The organism is Streptomyces sp. NPDC005728 (assembly GCF_040630895.1).
In the GTDB taxonomy this organism is placed as follows: domain Bacteria; phylum Actinomycetota; class Actinomycetes; order Streptomycetales; family Streptomycetaceae; genus Streptomyces.
Genome location: NZ_JBEXYL010000035.1, coordinates 1 through 15,923 on the forward strand (window position 1 = coordinate 1; position 15,923 = coordinate 15,923).

The following is a 15,923-nucleotide window of genomic DNA, read 5'->3' on the forward strand; positions in this document are numbered from 1 at the left end:
GGCGGGCGCACTCCATGGCGTCCACCCCGGAACTGAGCCAGAACGACACCCCGGCGTGCCGGAGGTCGTACGGGCGGCGGGCCAGTTCGGCTGATCGACGGCCGTCCCGGCGAGGGGGTGACAGCCCCGGCGTGGAGGCCTCCACGCCGGGAGGCGGCCTCACGGATGCATCCGCGCCCCCTTCAGCACCTTGTCCACGCCGTTGCGGGGGCCGTGGACCGCGAGGCCCACCAGGTCCAGGTCGGCCGTGGGGACCGCGCGGACGGCGGCCCGGTTGTCACGGTCGTTGCCCGTGGTGAAGAGGTCGGCGGTGAACACCGCGCGGGGCAGAGCGCGGCTCAACGCCCTTCCGTGGGCCGCCTCCAGGGTTTCCTTCGTGCCCTCGAAGACCAGTACCGGCTGGCGGAACATCGGCAGGTAGGAGACGCCGTCGGCGTCCTCGTACGGCTCGCCGATCACCTCCGGGATCCGGCTGCCCAGCCCGCTGACCAGGAAGGCCGTCACGTTGAGGCGCTGCCAGGGCTCCAGGTCCTCGCGGAGCAGTACGGCGATCTTGGTGTCAAAACGCATCGGCTCGGTGTTCATGCAGTGAGACTGCCGCGCGACCCGGCGGGCGGTCTTGTACGTTTTTTGCGTGACCGCAGCTCGGCCGGACGTCTCCGCCTGGCGCCCGCGCGTCCCGGGTGTCGTGGAGGTCTTCCACGCCCACTTCACCGAGTACGCGTACCCGATGCACGTGCACGACGCCTGGACGCTGCTCATCGTGGACGACGGGGCCGTACGGTACGAACTCGACCGGCATGAGCACGGGACCCCGCACGACACGGTCTCGCTGCTGCCGCCGCACGTCCCGCACAACGGCTCCCCCGCCACCCCGCACGGCTTCCGGAAACGCGTGCTCTACCTCGACGGCAGCCTCCTCGGGGACGAGTTGATCGGTCCGGCCGTCGACGGGCCCGACCTCAGGGATCCGGTGCTGCGGCTGCGGGTCGGACAGGTGCACGGCGCGCTCGGGCGGCCGGGGGACGAGCTGGAGGCGGAGAGCCGGCTGGCCCTCGTCGGCGAGCGGTTGCGGGACCATCTGCGGCACCGGGAGAGCAGCGCCGGCCGCCCCGGCCCCGTCCTCGCACGTTCGCTGCGCGAGCTTCTCGACGCGCACGTCACCGAGGGCCTCACGCTCGCCGACGCCGCGCGGGTGCTGCACGCCCATCCCGCCCATCTGGTACGGGCGTTCAGCGCCGCCTACGGCATCGCGCCGCACCAGTACCTGATGTCCCGCCGGGTCGGGCGGGCCCGGCGGCTGCTGCTGGACGGGCTGGCGCCGGGCGAGGTGGCGGCGACGACCGGGTTCTGCGACCAGGCCCATCTCACCCGGCACTTCAAGAAGCTCGTCGGGGTCACCCCGGGGCGCTACCGGCTCAGTTCGCGCTGAGCGTCGTACAGGTTGCGCGGGCGTACGACGTCCCTGGTGCCGTACAGCTCCAGCCGGGAGTGCAGGTCGCCGGTGAAGTCCGGGACGTCGATCTGGTCGGACTCCGTGACGGTGTCGAGGCCGACCGTCGCCGAGTAGGGCGCCAGTCCGTCGATCTTCATCAGGCCTGCGCGGCCGTTGGTGACCCTGATGTTCCAGTGGGTGAAGCGGGCGCCGAAGAGCGGGCCGGCGCTGGCGTCGCCGCCGTGGCGGCCGTTGTTGTTCACCGTGATGTCGGTGCGGACGTCGGCGAAGGGCAGGCCGCGGTGGCTGTCGAAGGTGCCCATCTGCATCTCGCCGCGCGACCAGACGTTGTGGGAGGACAGGCCCTCGACGTTGATGCCGTGGAGTTGGGTGTTCGCGGGCGCGGGGACCGTGCGCTGTTCGATCGTGAAGTCCTCGATCAGGTTGTCATGGGAGCCCTCGCGGCAGAAGTACGGGTGGTGGGAGCCGCGGCCGGCCACACGGGTGCGACGCAGGGTGCAGGCGGAGGCCGCGACCAGGCCGAAGCCGTTGTCGACGTGGCGGACCGCGACGTCGTCCACGAAACAGTCGTAGGCGCACTGCAGGACGACCCCGTTGTAGCCCTTGTCGAGCAGGTGCGGGGACTGTGGGGTCTCCACCGCCTCCAGGGTCAGGCCCGCCACGCCGGAGCCCGTCAGCTCCTGGACGTGCGTGGTCAGTCTGGCGTCCCACTCCGGGCGGACGTCGAGCGGGAGCGGGCGTTCCAGGGTGAGGCGGCGGCCGTGGACGCGGGCGATGCGGACGGGCCACTCGTAGGGGACGTAGGAGGTCAGCTTGGTCTTGTCGTCCCAGGTGTAGGCCGAGGGGCCGGGGCCGCCGCCCGCCATGTGCTGCAGGAGGGTGTGGGCGGGGTCGTCGGCCAGGCGGAGCAGGACCAGCTGACCGGGCCTCAGCCCGCCGGCGTCGGCCACGGTCACCGTCCAGGAGCCCCGGCGGGCCGGCTCGACGGTCGTGAGGGTCGTCCACTCGTCCCGCCTGTTGCCGGTCCAGCCCTCGAACGGCCAGGACTTGGCGCGGATCGCCGCGACCAGGGAGTCCAGGCGGGCCCTCGGCGCCAGCCAGATCAGGCCTCCGGCCCAGGACCAGGACGACTTGTCGCCGCCGTAGCGGGAGCCGTAGGCGCCGATCAGTTCGGTGAGGTTCTTCGTGGCGTACAGGGTCGTACGGCCGCTGCCGGCGCCGCGCAGGACGACGTTCGAGTCGGCGATGCGGATCACGTCGTCGATGCGGAAGGTGCCGGGCGGGATGGTGACCGTGCCGCCGCCGGCCCTTCCGGCTGCGGCGACGGCACGGTTGATCGCGGGGGCGCAGTCCGTGGTCCCGTCGGGTACCGCACCGTGGTCGGTGACGTCGGTGACTGTGCGGGGGCGGGGGAAGCGGCGGGATCCGGCGCGTTGGCCCGCCCGGCCGACGTACGGGATCTGCGGGTGGGTGAAGGGGGAGCGGGTGAACTCCCGCCAGAGGGAAGGGACTTCCGTCGACGCCGCTGCCGCCGTGCCGGTTGCCGCACCCAGGGCCACGGCGGTGGCGCCGGCGAGGAGTGTCCGTCTGCTGACGTGCTCGTGGTGCATGTCCAGCCGCCCCTTCGTATTCATGGATATGAACGACGTTCAGGAATGCGTTGGCGGTGAGCATGCCATTCCCACCCCTGGGCGGGGAAGAGGTCACACGGGATCAGGCGGCCGCACTCCGGATCATCTCCTTGAGCGCACGGTCGGGAATCAGCGGAAGTCCCCCGTCCGGTGATCACCGCGGGCTGGCGTCCCCGCCATGGATGACACACAGAAAGCACAGGAACCACAGACTCCTCGCGATCCATCCATCAGTACCCGCTCCCTGCCGCTCGGACGTCTTGCGACCGCCGTCGCGGGTACCGTGGCCCTGGTCGCCCTCAGCGTCGGCGTGGCCCTGGCGGCGACCTCGGGCGACGACCCCGGCCCCGGGCAGAGCGTCACGAGCACCGTCCCGCCGGACACGGACTCCGCGGGCACGTCCGACGGGGGCACCGTCGGCGTAAGCAGCGGCACCGACGGAGGCACTGCCAGCGGAAGCGCCGGCACCGACGGGGGCACCGTCGGCGGAAGCGGCAGCACCGGCGGCGCCGATCCCAGCCCGACGTCCACCTCGCCCGACGACCCCCCGATCCCCGATCCCGACCCTTCGGGCGAGCCCACCCCGCCGGGCGACCTGGCCGAGCTGAACCGGCGCATCACGGAACTCGACCGGAAGGTCGACCAGCTGCCGACCAAGAAGGAACTGGCCGACGCCCTGCGGGCCTTCGCCGACGAACTCGACAGAAGCGGCGGCGGACAGCCCCAGCCGGACCCCTCCTGACCGTCTCGCCGGCCCGGGGTCAGTCGGTCGGGCGCTCGATCAGGTGCTTGAACGCATCCAGGTTCCGCGTCGGCTCGCCCCGGGACACCCGCCACGCGTACTCCCGGCGGATCGCGGACGCGAAGCCCAGCTCCAGCAGGGTGTTGAAGGCGCCGTCCGCCGCCTCCAGGACCTGGCCGAGGAGGCGGTCGATCTCCTCGGGGGTGACGGCGGCCAGGGACAGGCGGGCGGTGACGTAGACGTCACCGAGCCGGTCGACGGCGTAACTGACGCCGTACAGCTTGAGGTTGCGCTCCAGCAGCCAGCGGTGGACGCCCGCCTCGTTCTCGTCGGGATGGCGGACGACGAAGGCGTTGACGGAGAGGGTGTGGCGGCCCACCAGGAGGGAGACCGTGGTGGAGAGCTTGCGGGTGCCGGGCAGTTTGACGACGAAGGTGCCGGACTCCGGACGCTCCCACTCCAGTTCGGCGTCCTTCAGGACACCCTCGATGACCTGCGCAGCCTTCTCCACATCACCCATGCTGGGAGCGTACGCGACGGCGGTGGGACTGGGTCGCGGCCGTGTACACGTCGGCGGTGGCGGCCGCCGAGGCGTCCCAGCCGAAGGACTGCGCGTGCCGGGCGGCGGCCGCACCCATGCTCGCCGTCAGCGACGGCTCGTCGGCGAACCGGTGCAGCACGCGCGCGTAGTCGGCCGGGTTGTGGCCCTTGACGAGGAAGCCGGTGGCGCCGTCGCGCACGGCCACCGGCAGGCCGCCGACCGAGGCCGCGAGCACCGGCGTGCCGGCCGCCTGCGCCTCTATCGCGACCAGCCCGAAGGACTCGCTGTAGGACGGCATGACGAGGACGGAGGCCGCCCGGAACCAGTCCGCCAACTGCTCCTGGCCGACCGGCGGGCGGAACCGTACGACGTCGGCGATGCCGAGCCGGGCGGCGAGCTTCTGCAGGCCCTCGGGCTTGGCGAGACCGCTGCCGCTCGGCCCGCCGACGACGGGTACGACGATCCGGGAGCGCAGCTCGGGGCGCTCGTCCAGCAGCGCGGCCACCGCCCGGAGCAGCACGTCGGGAGCCTTCAGGGGCTGTATGCGGCCGGCGAAGAGCGGGACGAGGGCGTCCTGGGGCAGCCCGAGGCGGGCGCGGGCGGCGGCCCGGCCGTCGGCGGGGCGGAAGCGGTCGAGGTTCACACCGGGGTGGACCACGGCGACCTTGGCGGGGTCGGCCGTGTAGTGCCGCACGAGTTCGTCGGCCTCCTCGGCGGTGTTGGCGATGAGCCGGTCGGCGGCAGCGACGATCTGGGTCTCGCCGATGACCCGGGCGGCGGGCTCGGGGGTGTCGCCGTCGGCCAGGTTGGCGTTCTTGACCTTGGCCATGGTGTGCATGGCGTGCACGAGCGGGACGCCCCAGCGCTGGGCGGCGAGCCAGCCGACGTGGCCGGAGAGCCAGTAGTGGGAGTGCACGAGGTCGTAGTGGCCGGGGCGGTGGCCGGCCCAGGCCTGCATCACGCCGTGCGTGAAGGCGCACAGCTGGGCGGGCAGGTCCTCCTTGGCGAGGCCCTCGTAGGGACCTGCGTCGACGTGCCGGACGAGGACGCCGGGGGCGAGCTGGACGGTGGGCGCGAGGCCGCCGGCCGTCGCCCGGGTGAAGATCTCGACCTCGATGTTGATCGCGGCGAGGCGCTGGGCCAGCTCCACGATGTAGACGTTCATGCCGCCGGCGTCGCCGGTGCCGGGCTGGTGGAGCGGTGAGGTGTGCACGGAGAGCATGGCGACGCGGCGGGGCCTGCGGTGCAGCCTGAGCCGCGAGGGGGCCGCCGGAGAGCGACGCCCGAGCCTGCTGACGTACTGGCTCACGTGGCGTTCCTCCTTGCTGCGGGCATGCCTGTCGGAGGACCGACCTCGCCCTCCGAAGGGATGCAACAGCCGGATGGTGCCCGCCATTTCCCGATCAAGCACCTTTACTCAATCATGACCTTTGATCGCTCAACCGTTCGAGCGTTCGCTGCGTGGCCGACCGGTTCACGGAGCGGCTCGCGCAACGGCTCGGCGGCATGCCCATGACCTTCGCTTGACCAGCCGTAAAGCAGTCGCCGACCGCACCTTCATCGGCTCTTGACCTGCGGCGATACAACCTTTGACAGAGGAGTCACAGGGCTTGTACACGTGACGGGCCTCGGCTCATCGACCACAAGGACAAGCGTGTCCCTCTCCCGTAGCGTGTCCCTCTCCCGTCACGCCACCACGGCGGCCCGCGTCATAGGCACCTCGGCCGCCGCGGCCGTGCTCTCCGTCGCCGCCGCCCACACCGCGCTCGCCTGCACCATCGGCGACTTCTCCGCGGAGCCCGGCTGCGACGCCAAGGACCACGGCGTCATCCGCGTCACCGACAAGGACCCGTCCGGCACCCCGGCCACCGTCAGCCTCTACGTGCAGCTGAGCATGCCCGGGGGAGAGCGGCTGGTCGACACGAAGACCATCGACCACCCGACCGCCGAGGGCGTGAGCGTCGACCTCACCCCCCTGGACTGGTACCCCGGAGAGACGTTCCGGGTCCACGTCAAGGCGGGCGACAGGGTCGACGAGGACATCAAGCCGATGGTGGTCGTGCCGGACGTGACGTGCGAGGCCTCCGCCTCGGCCTCCGCCTCGGTGCCCGCCCAGCCCCCGACGTCGTCGAAGCCCGTCCCCGGCTCCTCCGCGACTCCGACCCCCGCGCAGAGCAGCAGCGCCGCACCCACGCCGGCGGCGAGCAGCGTCCCGTCGCCCGCGGGTGGCGGCACCCACCTCGCCGAAACCGGTGCGGGCAACGGCACCAAGCTGATCGCGGGCACCGCGGCCGCCCTGGTCGTGGCCGGCGGCGGCATCGTCCTCACCCTGCGCCGCAAGGCAGCACAGGGCTCGCGCTGAGCCACCCGTGCTGAGCCACCCGTGCTGGTGCGCCCGCGCCGAGCCGCGCCTGCAGATGCGCCGGTGCTGAGCCGCCCACGGCGCGCGCGGCCCGGCGAACGGCCCGACCGGAACCCCCGGCAGGACCCGGCAGGACCCGGCAGGACCCGGCAGGACCCGGCGAACGGCCCGACCGGAACCCCGGCCGGGCCCTTACGCCTGCCATCACGACCGCGGCTCCGCACGCCGGGCATCACGTCCACGGCCCCGCACGCCGAGCCTCACGACCACGGCCCCGCACGACGGCCAGCACATCCGCGGCACCCGCATACCCTCGTAGGTATGACAGCCCGCGCGACGCCCCTCCCCCACTCTCGGCTTCGCTCGGCCGGGGGGACCCCCATCGTGGGAACGGTGACGCGCGGGACGACCAACCCCAATCGGCTGCGGCGCATGGACCGCTGGATCGCGGCCGCGCACGGCGCCGAGCTGCGGCGCGCCGCGGATCCGGTGGCGATCGACCTCGGGTACGGGGCCGCGCCCTGGACCGCCGTCGAGCTGCTCGGCCGGCTGCGGACCGCCGACCCCCGCGCGCGCGTGGTCGGCGTCGAGATCGAGCCGGAGCGGGTCGCGGCGGCGAAGCCGTACGAGAGGGAGGGCCTGGCCTTCCGGCACGGCGGCTTCGAGATCCCGGTCCCCGGGCGCCCGGTGCTCGTCCGGGCCGCCAACGTGCTGCGCCAGTACGACGAGGACCAGGTCGCCGCCGTGTGGGAGCGGCTGTGCGCGCGGCTGGTGCCGGCGGGCGGCGGGTCGCGGGGCGGACTGCTGGTCGAGGGGACCTGCGACGAGATCGGACGGCGGCACGTGTGGGTGGCACTCGGCCCGGAGGGCCCTCGGACGGTGACCTTCGCGACCCGGCTGGGTTCCCTGGAACGCCCCTCGGACCTCGCCGAGCGGCTGCCGAAGGCGCTGATCCACCGCAATGTGCCGGGCGAACCGGTGCACGCCTTCCTGCGTGACTTCGACCGCGCCTGGGCGGCCGCCGCGCCGTACGCCTCCTACGGCGCCCGCCAGCGCTGGATCCGCACGGTCCGGGACCTGACGGCCGACTGGCCGGTGACGGACTCGCCGGCGCGCTGGCGGCAGGGGGAAGTGACCGTGGCGTGGGCGGCGTTGGCGCCGCGCGCCTGCTGAGGGCCCCGGCCCACCCCGACCCGGCCCGGCCCGTCACCTCCCTTTCCTCTTCTCACCTCCCGTCCCTCGGGAACGGACTCCGTGCGTCGTTCGTCACATCGGCGGGAGATCGTCGTGAGCGACGACACCCGGGGGGAAATGCGCGAGGGGGGCGGGAAGCCGGGAAGGTACGCCACGAGGGGCGGGGCGAAAATCCGACTTCCCATGACCTCTGTCGCTTTGCGCGCAGTCGTGGCACGATCCCTGGGCGATCGTAAGTTACTGACGGTAAATCAGTTTTGGGGGAGAGTATGGGTACGGGCAAGCGCGGCCTGCTCACGGCCGCCGTGACCGTGGTCTGCGCGGTGACCGTGCTGGCGGCACCCGGCACGGCGTTCGCCGCCCCGACGCCCACGCCGAGCACGAGCGCGACGCCGGGCGCATCGCCGACTCCCCCGCCCAGCAAGGACCTTCAGAAGGTCCGGGACAAGCTGGACCGGCTCTACCACGACGCGGAAGTGGCCACCGACGCCTACAACGCGGCCGAGGAGCGGACGAAGGAGCAGTCCGCACGGATCGTGGCGCTGGCGAAGAAGATCGTCGAGGGGCAGCAGAGGCTGGAGAAGCTCAAGAACCAGGCGGGCGCCGCGGCCGCGGCCCAGTACCGCACGGGCGGACTGCCGCCCACGGCCCAGTTCCTGCTCAGCGACGACCCGCAGCAGTTCATCGACGGGGCCGGGACGGTGCTCAACGGCCAGCGGGCGACCAACAAGCTGATCGCCGAAATGACCCGCACCCAGAAGGACTTGCAGGACTACGCCGAGGACGCCTCCGCGCAGTGGCAGAAGCTCGACGCCAACCGCAAGGCCAAGGCGGCCGCCAAGAAGAAGATCAAGCAGCAGATCACCGAGGCCGAGAAGCTCGAGTCCCAGCTGGAGCAGAAGGAGAAGGAGCGGCTCGCCAAGCTGGAGCAGGAGGCCGCCTACAAGTCACAGACCGAGTGGCTGGACACCGGCATCCTCAAGGAGGTCAAGGGCAAGGCCTCCGAGCAGGGCAGGCAGGCGGTCGAGTTCGCCACCGCCCAGCTGGGCAAGCCGTACGTGTGGGGCGCCGAGGGCCCCGACTCCTTCGACTGTTCGGGCCTGACCTCCCAGGCCTGGGCGAAGGCCGGCCGTCCCGTCCCGCGCACCTCGCAGGAGCAGTGGAAGCAGCTCAAGCACGTCGACATCAAGGACATGCGCCCCGGTGACCTCGTCATCTACTTCGACGACGCCAGCCATGTCGCGATGTACGTGGGCGACGGCGCGATCATCCACGCCCCGCGGCCGGGGCGAACGGTGACGGTCGCGGGCGCGGGCTCGATGCCGATCCTGGGGGTCGTACGACCGGACGCGTGAGGCACGTCATGTGACGGCCCGCACGCCCCGCGGCGGACCCTCCGCGATCCCTGCCGTACTCCCTGCCGTACTCCCTGCCGTGGACCCTGCCGTGATCCCCGCCGTGGTCCTGCCGTGTGACCCACCGCACGCCCAACCCCCGTGCGAACCCTGCGGTGCGTGAGCTTCGTCATCCCTGCTCCAGGGGCGGCCTGTCCAACTGCGGTACAAAACGCGGCATATGACAGGGGCCTGCACCGGAGCGACGCGGCTCACACCATTCCATCGGGCCGGGCAGTACCGCTATGGTCACCCGACGGTGGGTCGAGGTCCCTCGCCCACCTGCCCTCGGGGGGAGGGAAGGAACCAAGACGATGCCCGTACCCATACCGCGGCAGAGAGCGATCCCGGCCGTGGAGAGTGGTCAGGCGCAGGCCGCCGCCCAAGGCGGCCCCCTCAAGGAAGAGGCTCACCGGAGCGCCGCGGCCAGCACCGCCAACGGCACCACTCTCACCCTGCTGCTGATCGAGGACGATCCGGCCGGCTCGCCGATCGTGCCCGAACTGCTGGACTCCTCCGGCAACCCGGCCCGCGTCCGCACCGCCCGCAACCTCACCGAGGCCGAGCGGCTGCTCACCGACGACGTGCACTGCATCCTGCTGGACCTCGCGCTCCCGGCGCCGGGCGGCACCGGGGACGACGACGAGCTGGCCGTGCTCCGGCACGTGCTGCAGCTCGCGCCCCGGCACGCCGTGCTCGCGCTGACCGCCTCCGGCGACGCCGAGCGCGGCGCCGAGGCCGTGCGCGTGGGCGCCCAGGACTATCTGTTCCGGGACGAGCTGGACGGCCGCCTGCTCAGCCGGGCCATCCGCTACGCGGTGGAGCGGAAACGTTCCGACACCGCCGAGCGGCGTCTTGCCGAGGGCAGGCTGCGCGCCCAGGAGAACCGCCGGCTGGAGCGCGGGCTGCTGCCCACGCCCCTGCTGGAGGGCTCCTCGCTGCGCTTCGCCGCCCGCTACCGCCCCGGCCGCTCCCGGGCCCTGCTCGGCGGCGACTTCTACGACGCCGTCCGCACCCCCGACGGCACCGTGCACGCCATGATCGGCGACGTCTGCGGCCACGGCCCCGACGAGGCCGCGCTCGGCGTGGAGCTGCGCATCGCCTGGCGGGCGCTGACGCTGGCCGGGCTGTGCGGGGACGAGCTGCTGAGCACGCTCCAGGAGGTGCTGGAGCACGAGCGCTCGGACGAGGAGATCTTCGCGACGCTGTGCACGGTGGACATCGCGCCGGACGGCCGCCGCGCGGGGCTGTGCCTGGCCGGCCACCCGTCCCCGCTGATCGCGCGCCCGGGCCGGGCCGCGGAACTGCTGCCCTACGACAACAACGGCCCCGCCCTCGGCCTGCTGCCCGGCGCCCGCTGGCCGCGGATGCAGGTGGAGCTGGGCGCCGAGTGGAGCCTGATGCTCTACACCGACGGCCTGATCGAGGGCCGGGTCGGCACGGGCGGGGAGCGCCTCGGCCAGGACGGGATGGTGGAGATGATCCGCCGCCAGCTGGCCGAGGGCCTGCGCGGCGAGAGTCTGCTGCGGGCCGCGGTGAGCGAGGTGCGCGACCTCAACGGCGGCGAGCTGACGGACGACGTGGCCGTGGTCCTGCTGGACCGCACGCCGTAACCGCTCGGGCCGGGTCAGCGGCCGCCGTTGTACGGCCCGTACGGACCGTCGCTGCTGCTTCCGCCGCGGCGGCGACCCCAGCCGCTGCCGCCGGAGGCCTGCTTGAGGGCCGGGCGCACGTCCACGATGTAGACGATGCTCGCGATCGCGCCGGCGATGGGCAGGATCGACAGGAGCGAGAACAGATAGCTGACCACCAGGGCGATGCCGAGGATGATCAGCCAGAAGACCTTGTTCTGCTTGTCCGCCGCGCGGAAGGCGTCCTCGCGCCGGAACGCGGCGTCGAACAGCCCGAACGCGGCGAGGGCCATCAGGACGATCTTCAGGATCCCCATGAACCCCGCGAAGCCCAACATCAGCATGCTGCCCACCGCCCGCTCTCTCCCGGTCCGTACGCCGTCACCGTACCCGTAGAACGGGCCGGACACCCTAGGGGTGCCCGGCCCGTATCCGTCTCATCGGTCACGCTCACTGGGCCGGCGGGGTCGTCTTCTTCGGGCCGGTGGCCTTGCGGGGGGCCGGAGCCTTGCGCGCCGCGGGCTTCTTCGCCGGGGCGGCCTCCGCCTTGGCCTCGGCCGGCTTCGGCTCCTCCGCGGCTGCGGCCGGCTCGGGCTTGCCCTCGACGGCGATCGCCAGGTCCTCGATCTCCTCGGCGGCCTCGCCGCGCCAGGTCTTCACGGCCTGCTCGCCGTGCTCGGCGACCTTCTCGTAGGTCTCGCGGGCCTTGACGGCGTACTCGGCGGCGACGCCGACCCCGCGCAGGGCGAGGTCCTGGGCGTTCTCGCCGAACTTCTTGAGGTCGACGTCGAGGGTGCCGATGAACTCGTTGACCTTGGTCTGCAGGGTCGCCTGCGCCTCCTTGGCCCGGGCGGCGGCCTTCTCCTGCACGGCCTTCGGGTCGGTGTTGCGCACGGCGTCGATACGGGCCGGGGCCTCGGCGCGCAGCTGCTCGACCAGGGCGGGCACCTTCTTGGCCTGCTGGAGAGCGAGGTCGGCGGTGCCGGCCGCGAAGTAGAGCGGGGTCGGGTCGCTGAGGGTCTTGCGCAGGTCGTCGGTGATGGCCATGGTGATGGTCCTCCCGGATTCGCGTTCGGCTGAGGTTGGTGTGGTCCGCGGTGCTGCGGCCGGGGGCTGACTTGTCGAGGGCCCGCTCACCCGGCCGTCCGCCGCGGACCGGCATCACTGCCGCCGGCCGTGCGGGTGCCGCGTACGGCGGTGTCGCTCGGGACATCGGTGTCGCTGGGCCGTTCCTCCGCAGCCCCCTCACCGAGGTCCTCGGCCGTCTCGCCGACCCCGAATCCGTTCTCCTTGCGGAAGGACTCGTAGATCTGGAGCAGCACCTGCTTCTGCCGCTCGTTGAGCGTGGGATCGGCGAGGATGACCGCTCTGGTCTCCACCTCGTCCCGGTCCCGTTCGGCGTCGAGGATGCCGGCGCGGACGTACAGCGTCTCGGCGGAGATGCGCAGTGCCTTGGCGACCTGCTGGAGCACCTCCGCGCTGGGCTTGCGCAGCCCGCGCTCGATCTGGCTCAGGTACGGATTGGACACCCCGGCGGCGTCGGCGAGCTGCCGCAACGAGAGCTGGGCGTTGCGCCGCTGCTCGCGCAGGTACTCACCGAGATTGCCGACGTTGAGCGATGCCATATCCCCACCTTGCAACACTCGCGCTAACAATTGCAAGCACCTGCTTGCAATAGTGCGCCACGCCACGCCCGGACTTCACCCGGTCGCCGCAGGGCCGCACCGGCCGTGCACCCCCAGCCACTCCCGCACCGCCCCGAAGTCGTCCTCCGTCAGGCCGTCGCGGTGGTCGACGCGGTGGAGAAAGGCCGGTTCGGGGTGGTGGACGGCTACCCAGGCGCGGTCGGCCTCGGTCAGTTCGTCGTCGACCCAGACGAAGGGGCGGCCGGCTGCCCAGTCGACCAGCGGCCGGGTCTTCCAGTGCAGCAGGCCGGGCGGCTCGTCCTCGTCCGGCCACCGGACGACCGGCAGCGGGGGCAGGCCCAGCCAGGGCGCCAGGCACGTGTTGGCGTCGTGGCCCACACCAGCTCGCAGCCCAGGCCCGCGAGACGCAGGCCGAGTGCCGGGTCGACGCGGTCGAGCAGCGGATGTCCGTCGGCGCCCGGCGGCAGGGCGCGGTCGTAGACCGGATAGGCGCCGTGCGCCGCACCGAACGGGATGAGCGGACCGTCGACATCGAGGAAGAGCAGCATCACCCCCAGGATCGGCCTTCGAAGCCGTTGTTGCGGGCGGAGCACGCAACAGCCGGCGTCAGAACGGCAGCGGGCGTCCGTGCACGACGTCCAGCCGGGACACCGCCCGGGTCAGCACCACGTACAGCCGGTGCGCACCCCGCTCCTCGGCGGCCGCGACGGCGGCCGGTTCGACGGCGACGACGTGGTCGTACTCCAGGCCCTTGACCAGGCTCGCGGGGACCACGGCCACCCGGGCGCCGAGTTCCTCCGGGCCGGCCGACTCGATGCCGGCCGCGGTGAGCGCGTCCCTCACCCGGGCCACGTCCACGTCCGCCGCGACGACACCTACCGATCCCTCGTGTGCGAGGGCCTCCCGTACGGCCGTCACGGTCGTGCCGGGCACGTCGTCGGTGGGCCGGACGGTCAGCGCGCCGTCCGCCCGCAGCGACCGGGCGGCGGGTACGGCCACGTCCAGCCGGCCCAGCAGGCGGTTGGCCAGCTCGACCACCGCGGCGGGCACCCGGAACCCGATGGTCAGCGGCACCACGGCCGCGTCCGGCTTGCCGAGGTGGCGCAGCTGCACGTCCCAGTCGCGGGCGGCCCACGGGGTGGTGCCCTGGGCCAGGTCGCCGAGCACGGTCAGCGAGCCGAAGACGGCCCGGCGGGCGATCGCCCGGCACTCCATCGGCGAGAGGTCCTGCGCCTCGTCCACGACGATGTGGCCGTATCCCTCGGGGTGTTCGGTCAGCCCGGACAGCTCGTCCAGCAGGACGAGGTCGGCGGCCGACCAGCGGGCGGACTTGTACGAGCGCGGTGGGCGCGGCCACAGCAGCGCCGCCTGCTCGTCCGGTTCCAGCAGTCCGTCGGCGGCCCGCGCCAGCGTGCCGGCGTCGCCGAGCAGTTCGGCGAGGACCTCCTCGGGCCGGACCTTGGGCCACACCTCGTCGAGCCGGGCGGTGAGTGCCCGCGCCCGCTCGATCCGGCGCACCCAGGCGTTCGGCGGCGGCCCGGAGCGCCGCTCGACCTGCTCCAGCAGCCGTCGTACGACCCGGGTGCGCACCCGCTCCCGTCCGATCGCGTACGGCGGCTGCTCGGCGCGCACCTCCTCGACGATGCCGGCCAGCGCCGCCGCCGGGACCCGCCACCGGTAGGAGCCGTCCGGTACGGAGAGATCGGCCACGCCCTCGGCGGACACCCGCGCGTACAGCGCCCGGCGCAGCACCTCGGCCATGCGGGCGTCGTGCTTGACGGCGGCCGTGGGGGTGGGGTCGGTGCCGGTGACCGGGTGGCGGGCGATCTCGTCCAGCAGAGTGGCCTGGCGGACGCCGGTCTCGCCGAGGGAGGGCAGCACCTCGGCGATGTAGGAGAGGAAGGTGCGGTTGGGGCCGAGGATCAGCAGGCCGGAGCGCTGGATCCGCTTCGGGTGGGTGTAGAGCAGATAGGCGGCGCGGTGCAGGCCGACGGCCGTCTTGCCGGTGCCCGGGGCGCCCTGGACGCACACGGAGGCGCTGAGGCCGGCCCGTACGAGGTCGTCCTGCTCGGGCTGGATGGTGGCGGCGATGTCCCGCATCGGGCCGATCCGGGGCCGCTCGATCTCCCGCGCGACGATGTCGCTGACCTGCGCCTCGCCCCGGCCCAGGCGCTCGTCCTCCAGCCCGGTGAGGTCGGCGGAGTCCCCCCGGCTGCCCGGCGCCCAGCCGAACCGGCGCCGCACCTCGACGCCCTGCGGCTCGCGGGCACCCGCCTGGTAGAAGGCGCGCGAGACGGGGGCCCGCCAGTCGACGACCAGGGGCGGCGCGGCCGGGTCCTCGGTGATCCGCAGCCGGCCGACGTGGTAGCTCTGTCCGCCGTGCTCGGGGTCCGAGGCGGCGAAGTCCAGCCGTCCGAAGAACAGCGGCCCCTGGGGCAGTTCGCGCAGCGCCTTGGCCTGGCTGCGCAGCTGGTAGCCGAGGACCTCGGCGTCGGCACCGGAGGCGGAGACGTCCTCGCCGATGACGACCTGCCGGGCGGCGCCGTCGACCATGGCGGCGAGCGCGGTGCGGCAGGCGTCGTGGTAGGCGCGTTCGCGGTGAAGGGTGGCCTCGATGTCCTCGGGGGCGGGGTGGAGTGACGTCATGACTCCACCGTACCCAGAAAATGTAACCGAGTTAAATACGTTACTGAGTCTCGTCCAGGTGGCCCGTGAGGCCCACCAGGCCCGCCGCCAGCCGGTCGAAGGCCCGCTCGGCCGCCCGCACCGCGTCCGGCCGGACCTGCTCCACACCCTCCCCCGCCGCGATCCGCCGCCAGTTCTCCAGCGCGAGGATCCGCTGGACGGCGATGATCTGCCCGGCGGCGAGCCGGGCGTCGAGACCGCCCCCGAGCGCCTCGGCGAGCGCCGCCTCCGAGCGCTCCTGATGGCCGTACGCCCGTGCCACCAGGGCCGGCGTCCCGTACAGCAGCCGATGGAAGGCGAGAACCTGCGGATGGTCGTTCAGCCCGGTCACCGGATCGGACCGTTCCAGCCCGTCCAGGAAGTTCCGGCGCAGCGCGGCCAGCGGCTCGGCCGTCCCGGCGACCACCCGGGCGGCCTCCGTCTCGTGGTCCGCGATCCGGTGCAGGACCAGGTCCTCCTTGGCCGGGAAGTACCGGAAGAGCGTCGGCTTGGAGATCCCCGCCTCGGCGGCCACCTCCGCGACCGACACGGCGTCGAAGCCGCGCTCCAGGAACAGCCGCACGGCGATGTCCGACACGTCCTGGTACATCCGCCGCTTCTTGCGCTCCCGCAGGCCCATCTCTTCCATGGGGGGAGCCTAC

Annotated in this window: 15 protein-coding genes and 1 pseudogene; 6 read left to right on the forward strand and 10 right to left on the reverse strand. The window is 72.9% G+C overall.

The genetic code is table 11. The annotated features are described in order from the left end of the window. Positions 1 to 159 precede the first annotated feature (159 nt). Entirely contained in the window at positions 160 to 585 is a 426-nt protein-coding gene (locus tag ABZ471_RS23435; RefSeq protein WP_359068739.1) for a DUF2000 domain-containing protein, read from the reverse strand. A gap of 49 nt (positions 586 to 634) precedes the next feature. Between ABZ471_RS23435 and ABZ471_RS23440 the strand changes: the two genes are divergently transcribed. Beyond that, complete coding sequence (locus ABZ471_RS23440) at positions 635 to 1,432, forward strand: AraC family transcriptional regulator (RefSeq protein ID WP_359068740.1); 798 nt, start codon at positions 635 to 637, stop codon at positions 1,430 to 1,432. Here the strand turns inward: ABZ471_RS23440 and ABZ471_RS23445 are convergent. After that, positions 1,411 to 3,066, reverse strand: a complete 1,656-nt coding sequence (locus ABZ471_RS23445; protein ID WP_359068741.1) for a glycosyl hydrolase family 28-related protein — start codon at positions 3,064 to 3,066, stop codon at positions 1,411 to 1,413. The two genes, ABZ471_RS23440 and ABZ471_RS23445, sit on opposite strands and share 22 nt — an antisense overlap. Before the next feature lie 199 nt (positions 3,067 to 3,265). On the opposite strand from ABZ471_RS23445, the gene ABZ471_RS23450 reads away from it, so the two are divergent. Continuing rightward, positions 3,266 to 3,829: a hypothetical protein gene (locus tag ABZ471_RS23450; protein WP_359068742.1), complete on the forward strand. Its 564-nt coding sequence runs from the start codon at positions 3,266 to 3,268 to the stop codon at positions 3,827 to 3,829. 19 nt (positions 3,830 to 3,848) lie between these two features. Here ABZ471_RS23450 and ABZ471_RS23455 read toward each other — a convergent pair whose 3' ends face one another. Both ABZ471_RS23455 and mshA read right to left on the reverse strand, forming a co-directional pair. Then, positions 3,849 to 4,349: a YbjN domain-containing protein gene (locus tag ABZ471_RS23455; protein ID WP_359068743.1), complete on the reverse strand. Its 501-nt coding sequence runs from the start codon at positions 4,347 to 4,349 to the stop codon at positions 3,849 to 3,851. Next, entirely contained in the window at positions 4,342 to 5,679 is a 1,338-nt protein-coding gene (mshA, locus tag ABZ471_RS23460) for a D-inositol-3-phosphate glycosyltransferase (RefSeq protein ID WP_359068744.1), read from the reverse strand. The genes ABZ471_RS23455 and mshA overlap by 8 nt, the downstream gene beginning before the upstream one ends. Positions 5,680 to 6,024: 345 nt before the next feature. Between mshA and ABZ471_RS23465 the strand changes: the two genes are divergently transcribed. The 4 genes from ABZ471_RS23465 (at position 6,025) to ABZ471_RS23480 (ending at position 10,933) form a co-directional block, all read left to right on the forward strand. Further along, complete coding sequence (locus ABZ471_RS23465; protein WP_359068745.1) at positions 6,025 to 6,732, forward strand: LAETG motif-containing sortase-dependent surface protein; 708 nt, start codon at positions 6,025 to 6,027, stop codon at positions 6,730 to 6,732. Positions 6,733 to 7,116: 384 nt separating this feature from the next. Further along, positions 7,117 to 7,905, forward strand: coding sequence for a class I SAM-dependent methyltransferase (locus tag ABZ471_RS23470; RefSeq protein WP_359068746.1), 789 nt, complete (start codon positions 7,117 to 7,119; stop codon positions 7,903 to 7,905). Positions 7,906 to 8,195: 290 nt separating this feature from the next. Beyond that, the gene (locus ABZ471_RS23475; protein WP_359068747.1) at positions 8,196 to 9,281 is read left to right on the forward strand and encodes an NlpC/P60 family protein; all 1,086 of its coding nucleotides are present in this window, start codon (positions 8,196 to 8,198) and stop codon (positions 9,279 to 9,281) included. A 353-nt stretch (positions 9,282 to 9,634) separates the two neighbouring features. Continuing rightward, positions 9,635 to 10,933, forward strand: coding sequence for a fused response regulator/phosphatase (locus ABZ471_RS23480; RefSeq protein WP_359068748.1), 1,299 nt, complete (start codon positions 9,635 to 9,637; stop codon positions 10,931 to 10,933). A gap of 14 nt (positions 10,934 to 10,947) precedes the next feature. Here ABZ471_RS23480 and ABZ471_RS23485 read toward each other — a convergent pair whose 3' ends face one another. From ABZ471_RS23485 to ABZ471_RS23510, 6 genes and pseudogenes are all read right to left on the reverse strand, one after another. Beyond that, positions 10,948 to 11,295 carry a DUF2516 family protein gene (locus ABZ471_RS23485; RefSeq protein ID WP_359068749.1) on the reverse strand — a complete coding sequence of 116 codons (348 nt, stop codon included), beginning with the start codon at positions 11,293 to 11,295 and terminating at the stop codon, positions 10,948 to 10,950. Between the two features lie 106 nt (positions 11,296 to 11,401). Beyond that, positions 11,402 to 11,998, reverse strand: a complete 597-nt coding sequence (locus ABZ471_RS23490) for a hypothetical protein (RefSeq protein ID WP_359068750.1) — start codon at positions 11,996 to 11,998, stop codon at positions 11,402 to 11,404. An 86-nt stretch (positions 11,999 to 12,084) separates the two neighbouring features. Then, complete coding sequence (locus tag ABZ471_RS23495; protein ID WP_359068751.1) at positions 12,085 to 12,576, reverse strand: helix-turn-helix transcriptional regulator; 492 nt, start codon at positions 12,574 to 12,576, stop codon at positions 12,085 to 12,087. A 75-nt stretch (positions 12,577 to 12,651) separates the two neighbouring features. Beyond that, a pseudogene (locus tag ABZ471_RS23500) lies at positions 12,652 to 13,145 on the reverse strand (hypothetical protein). Between the two features lie 58 nt (positions 13,146 to 13,203). Continuing rightward, a complete protein-coding gene (locus tag ABZ471_RS23505; protein WP_359068752.1) occupies positions 13,204 to 15,243 on the reverse strand; it encodes an AAA family ATPase in 2,040 nt (679 codons plus the stop codon). Positions 15,244 to 15,283: 40 nt separating this feature from the next. Next, on the reverse strand, positions 15,284 to 15,910 hold the full coding sequence (locus ABZ471_RS23510) for a TetR family transcriptional regulator (protein ID WP_359068753.1): 627 nt from the start codon (positions 15,908 to 15,910) through the stop codon (positions 15,284 to 15,286). Positions 15,911 to 15,923 lie beyond the last annotated feature (13 nt).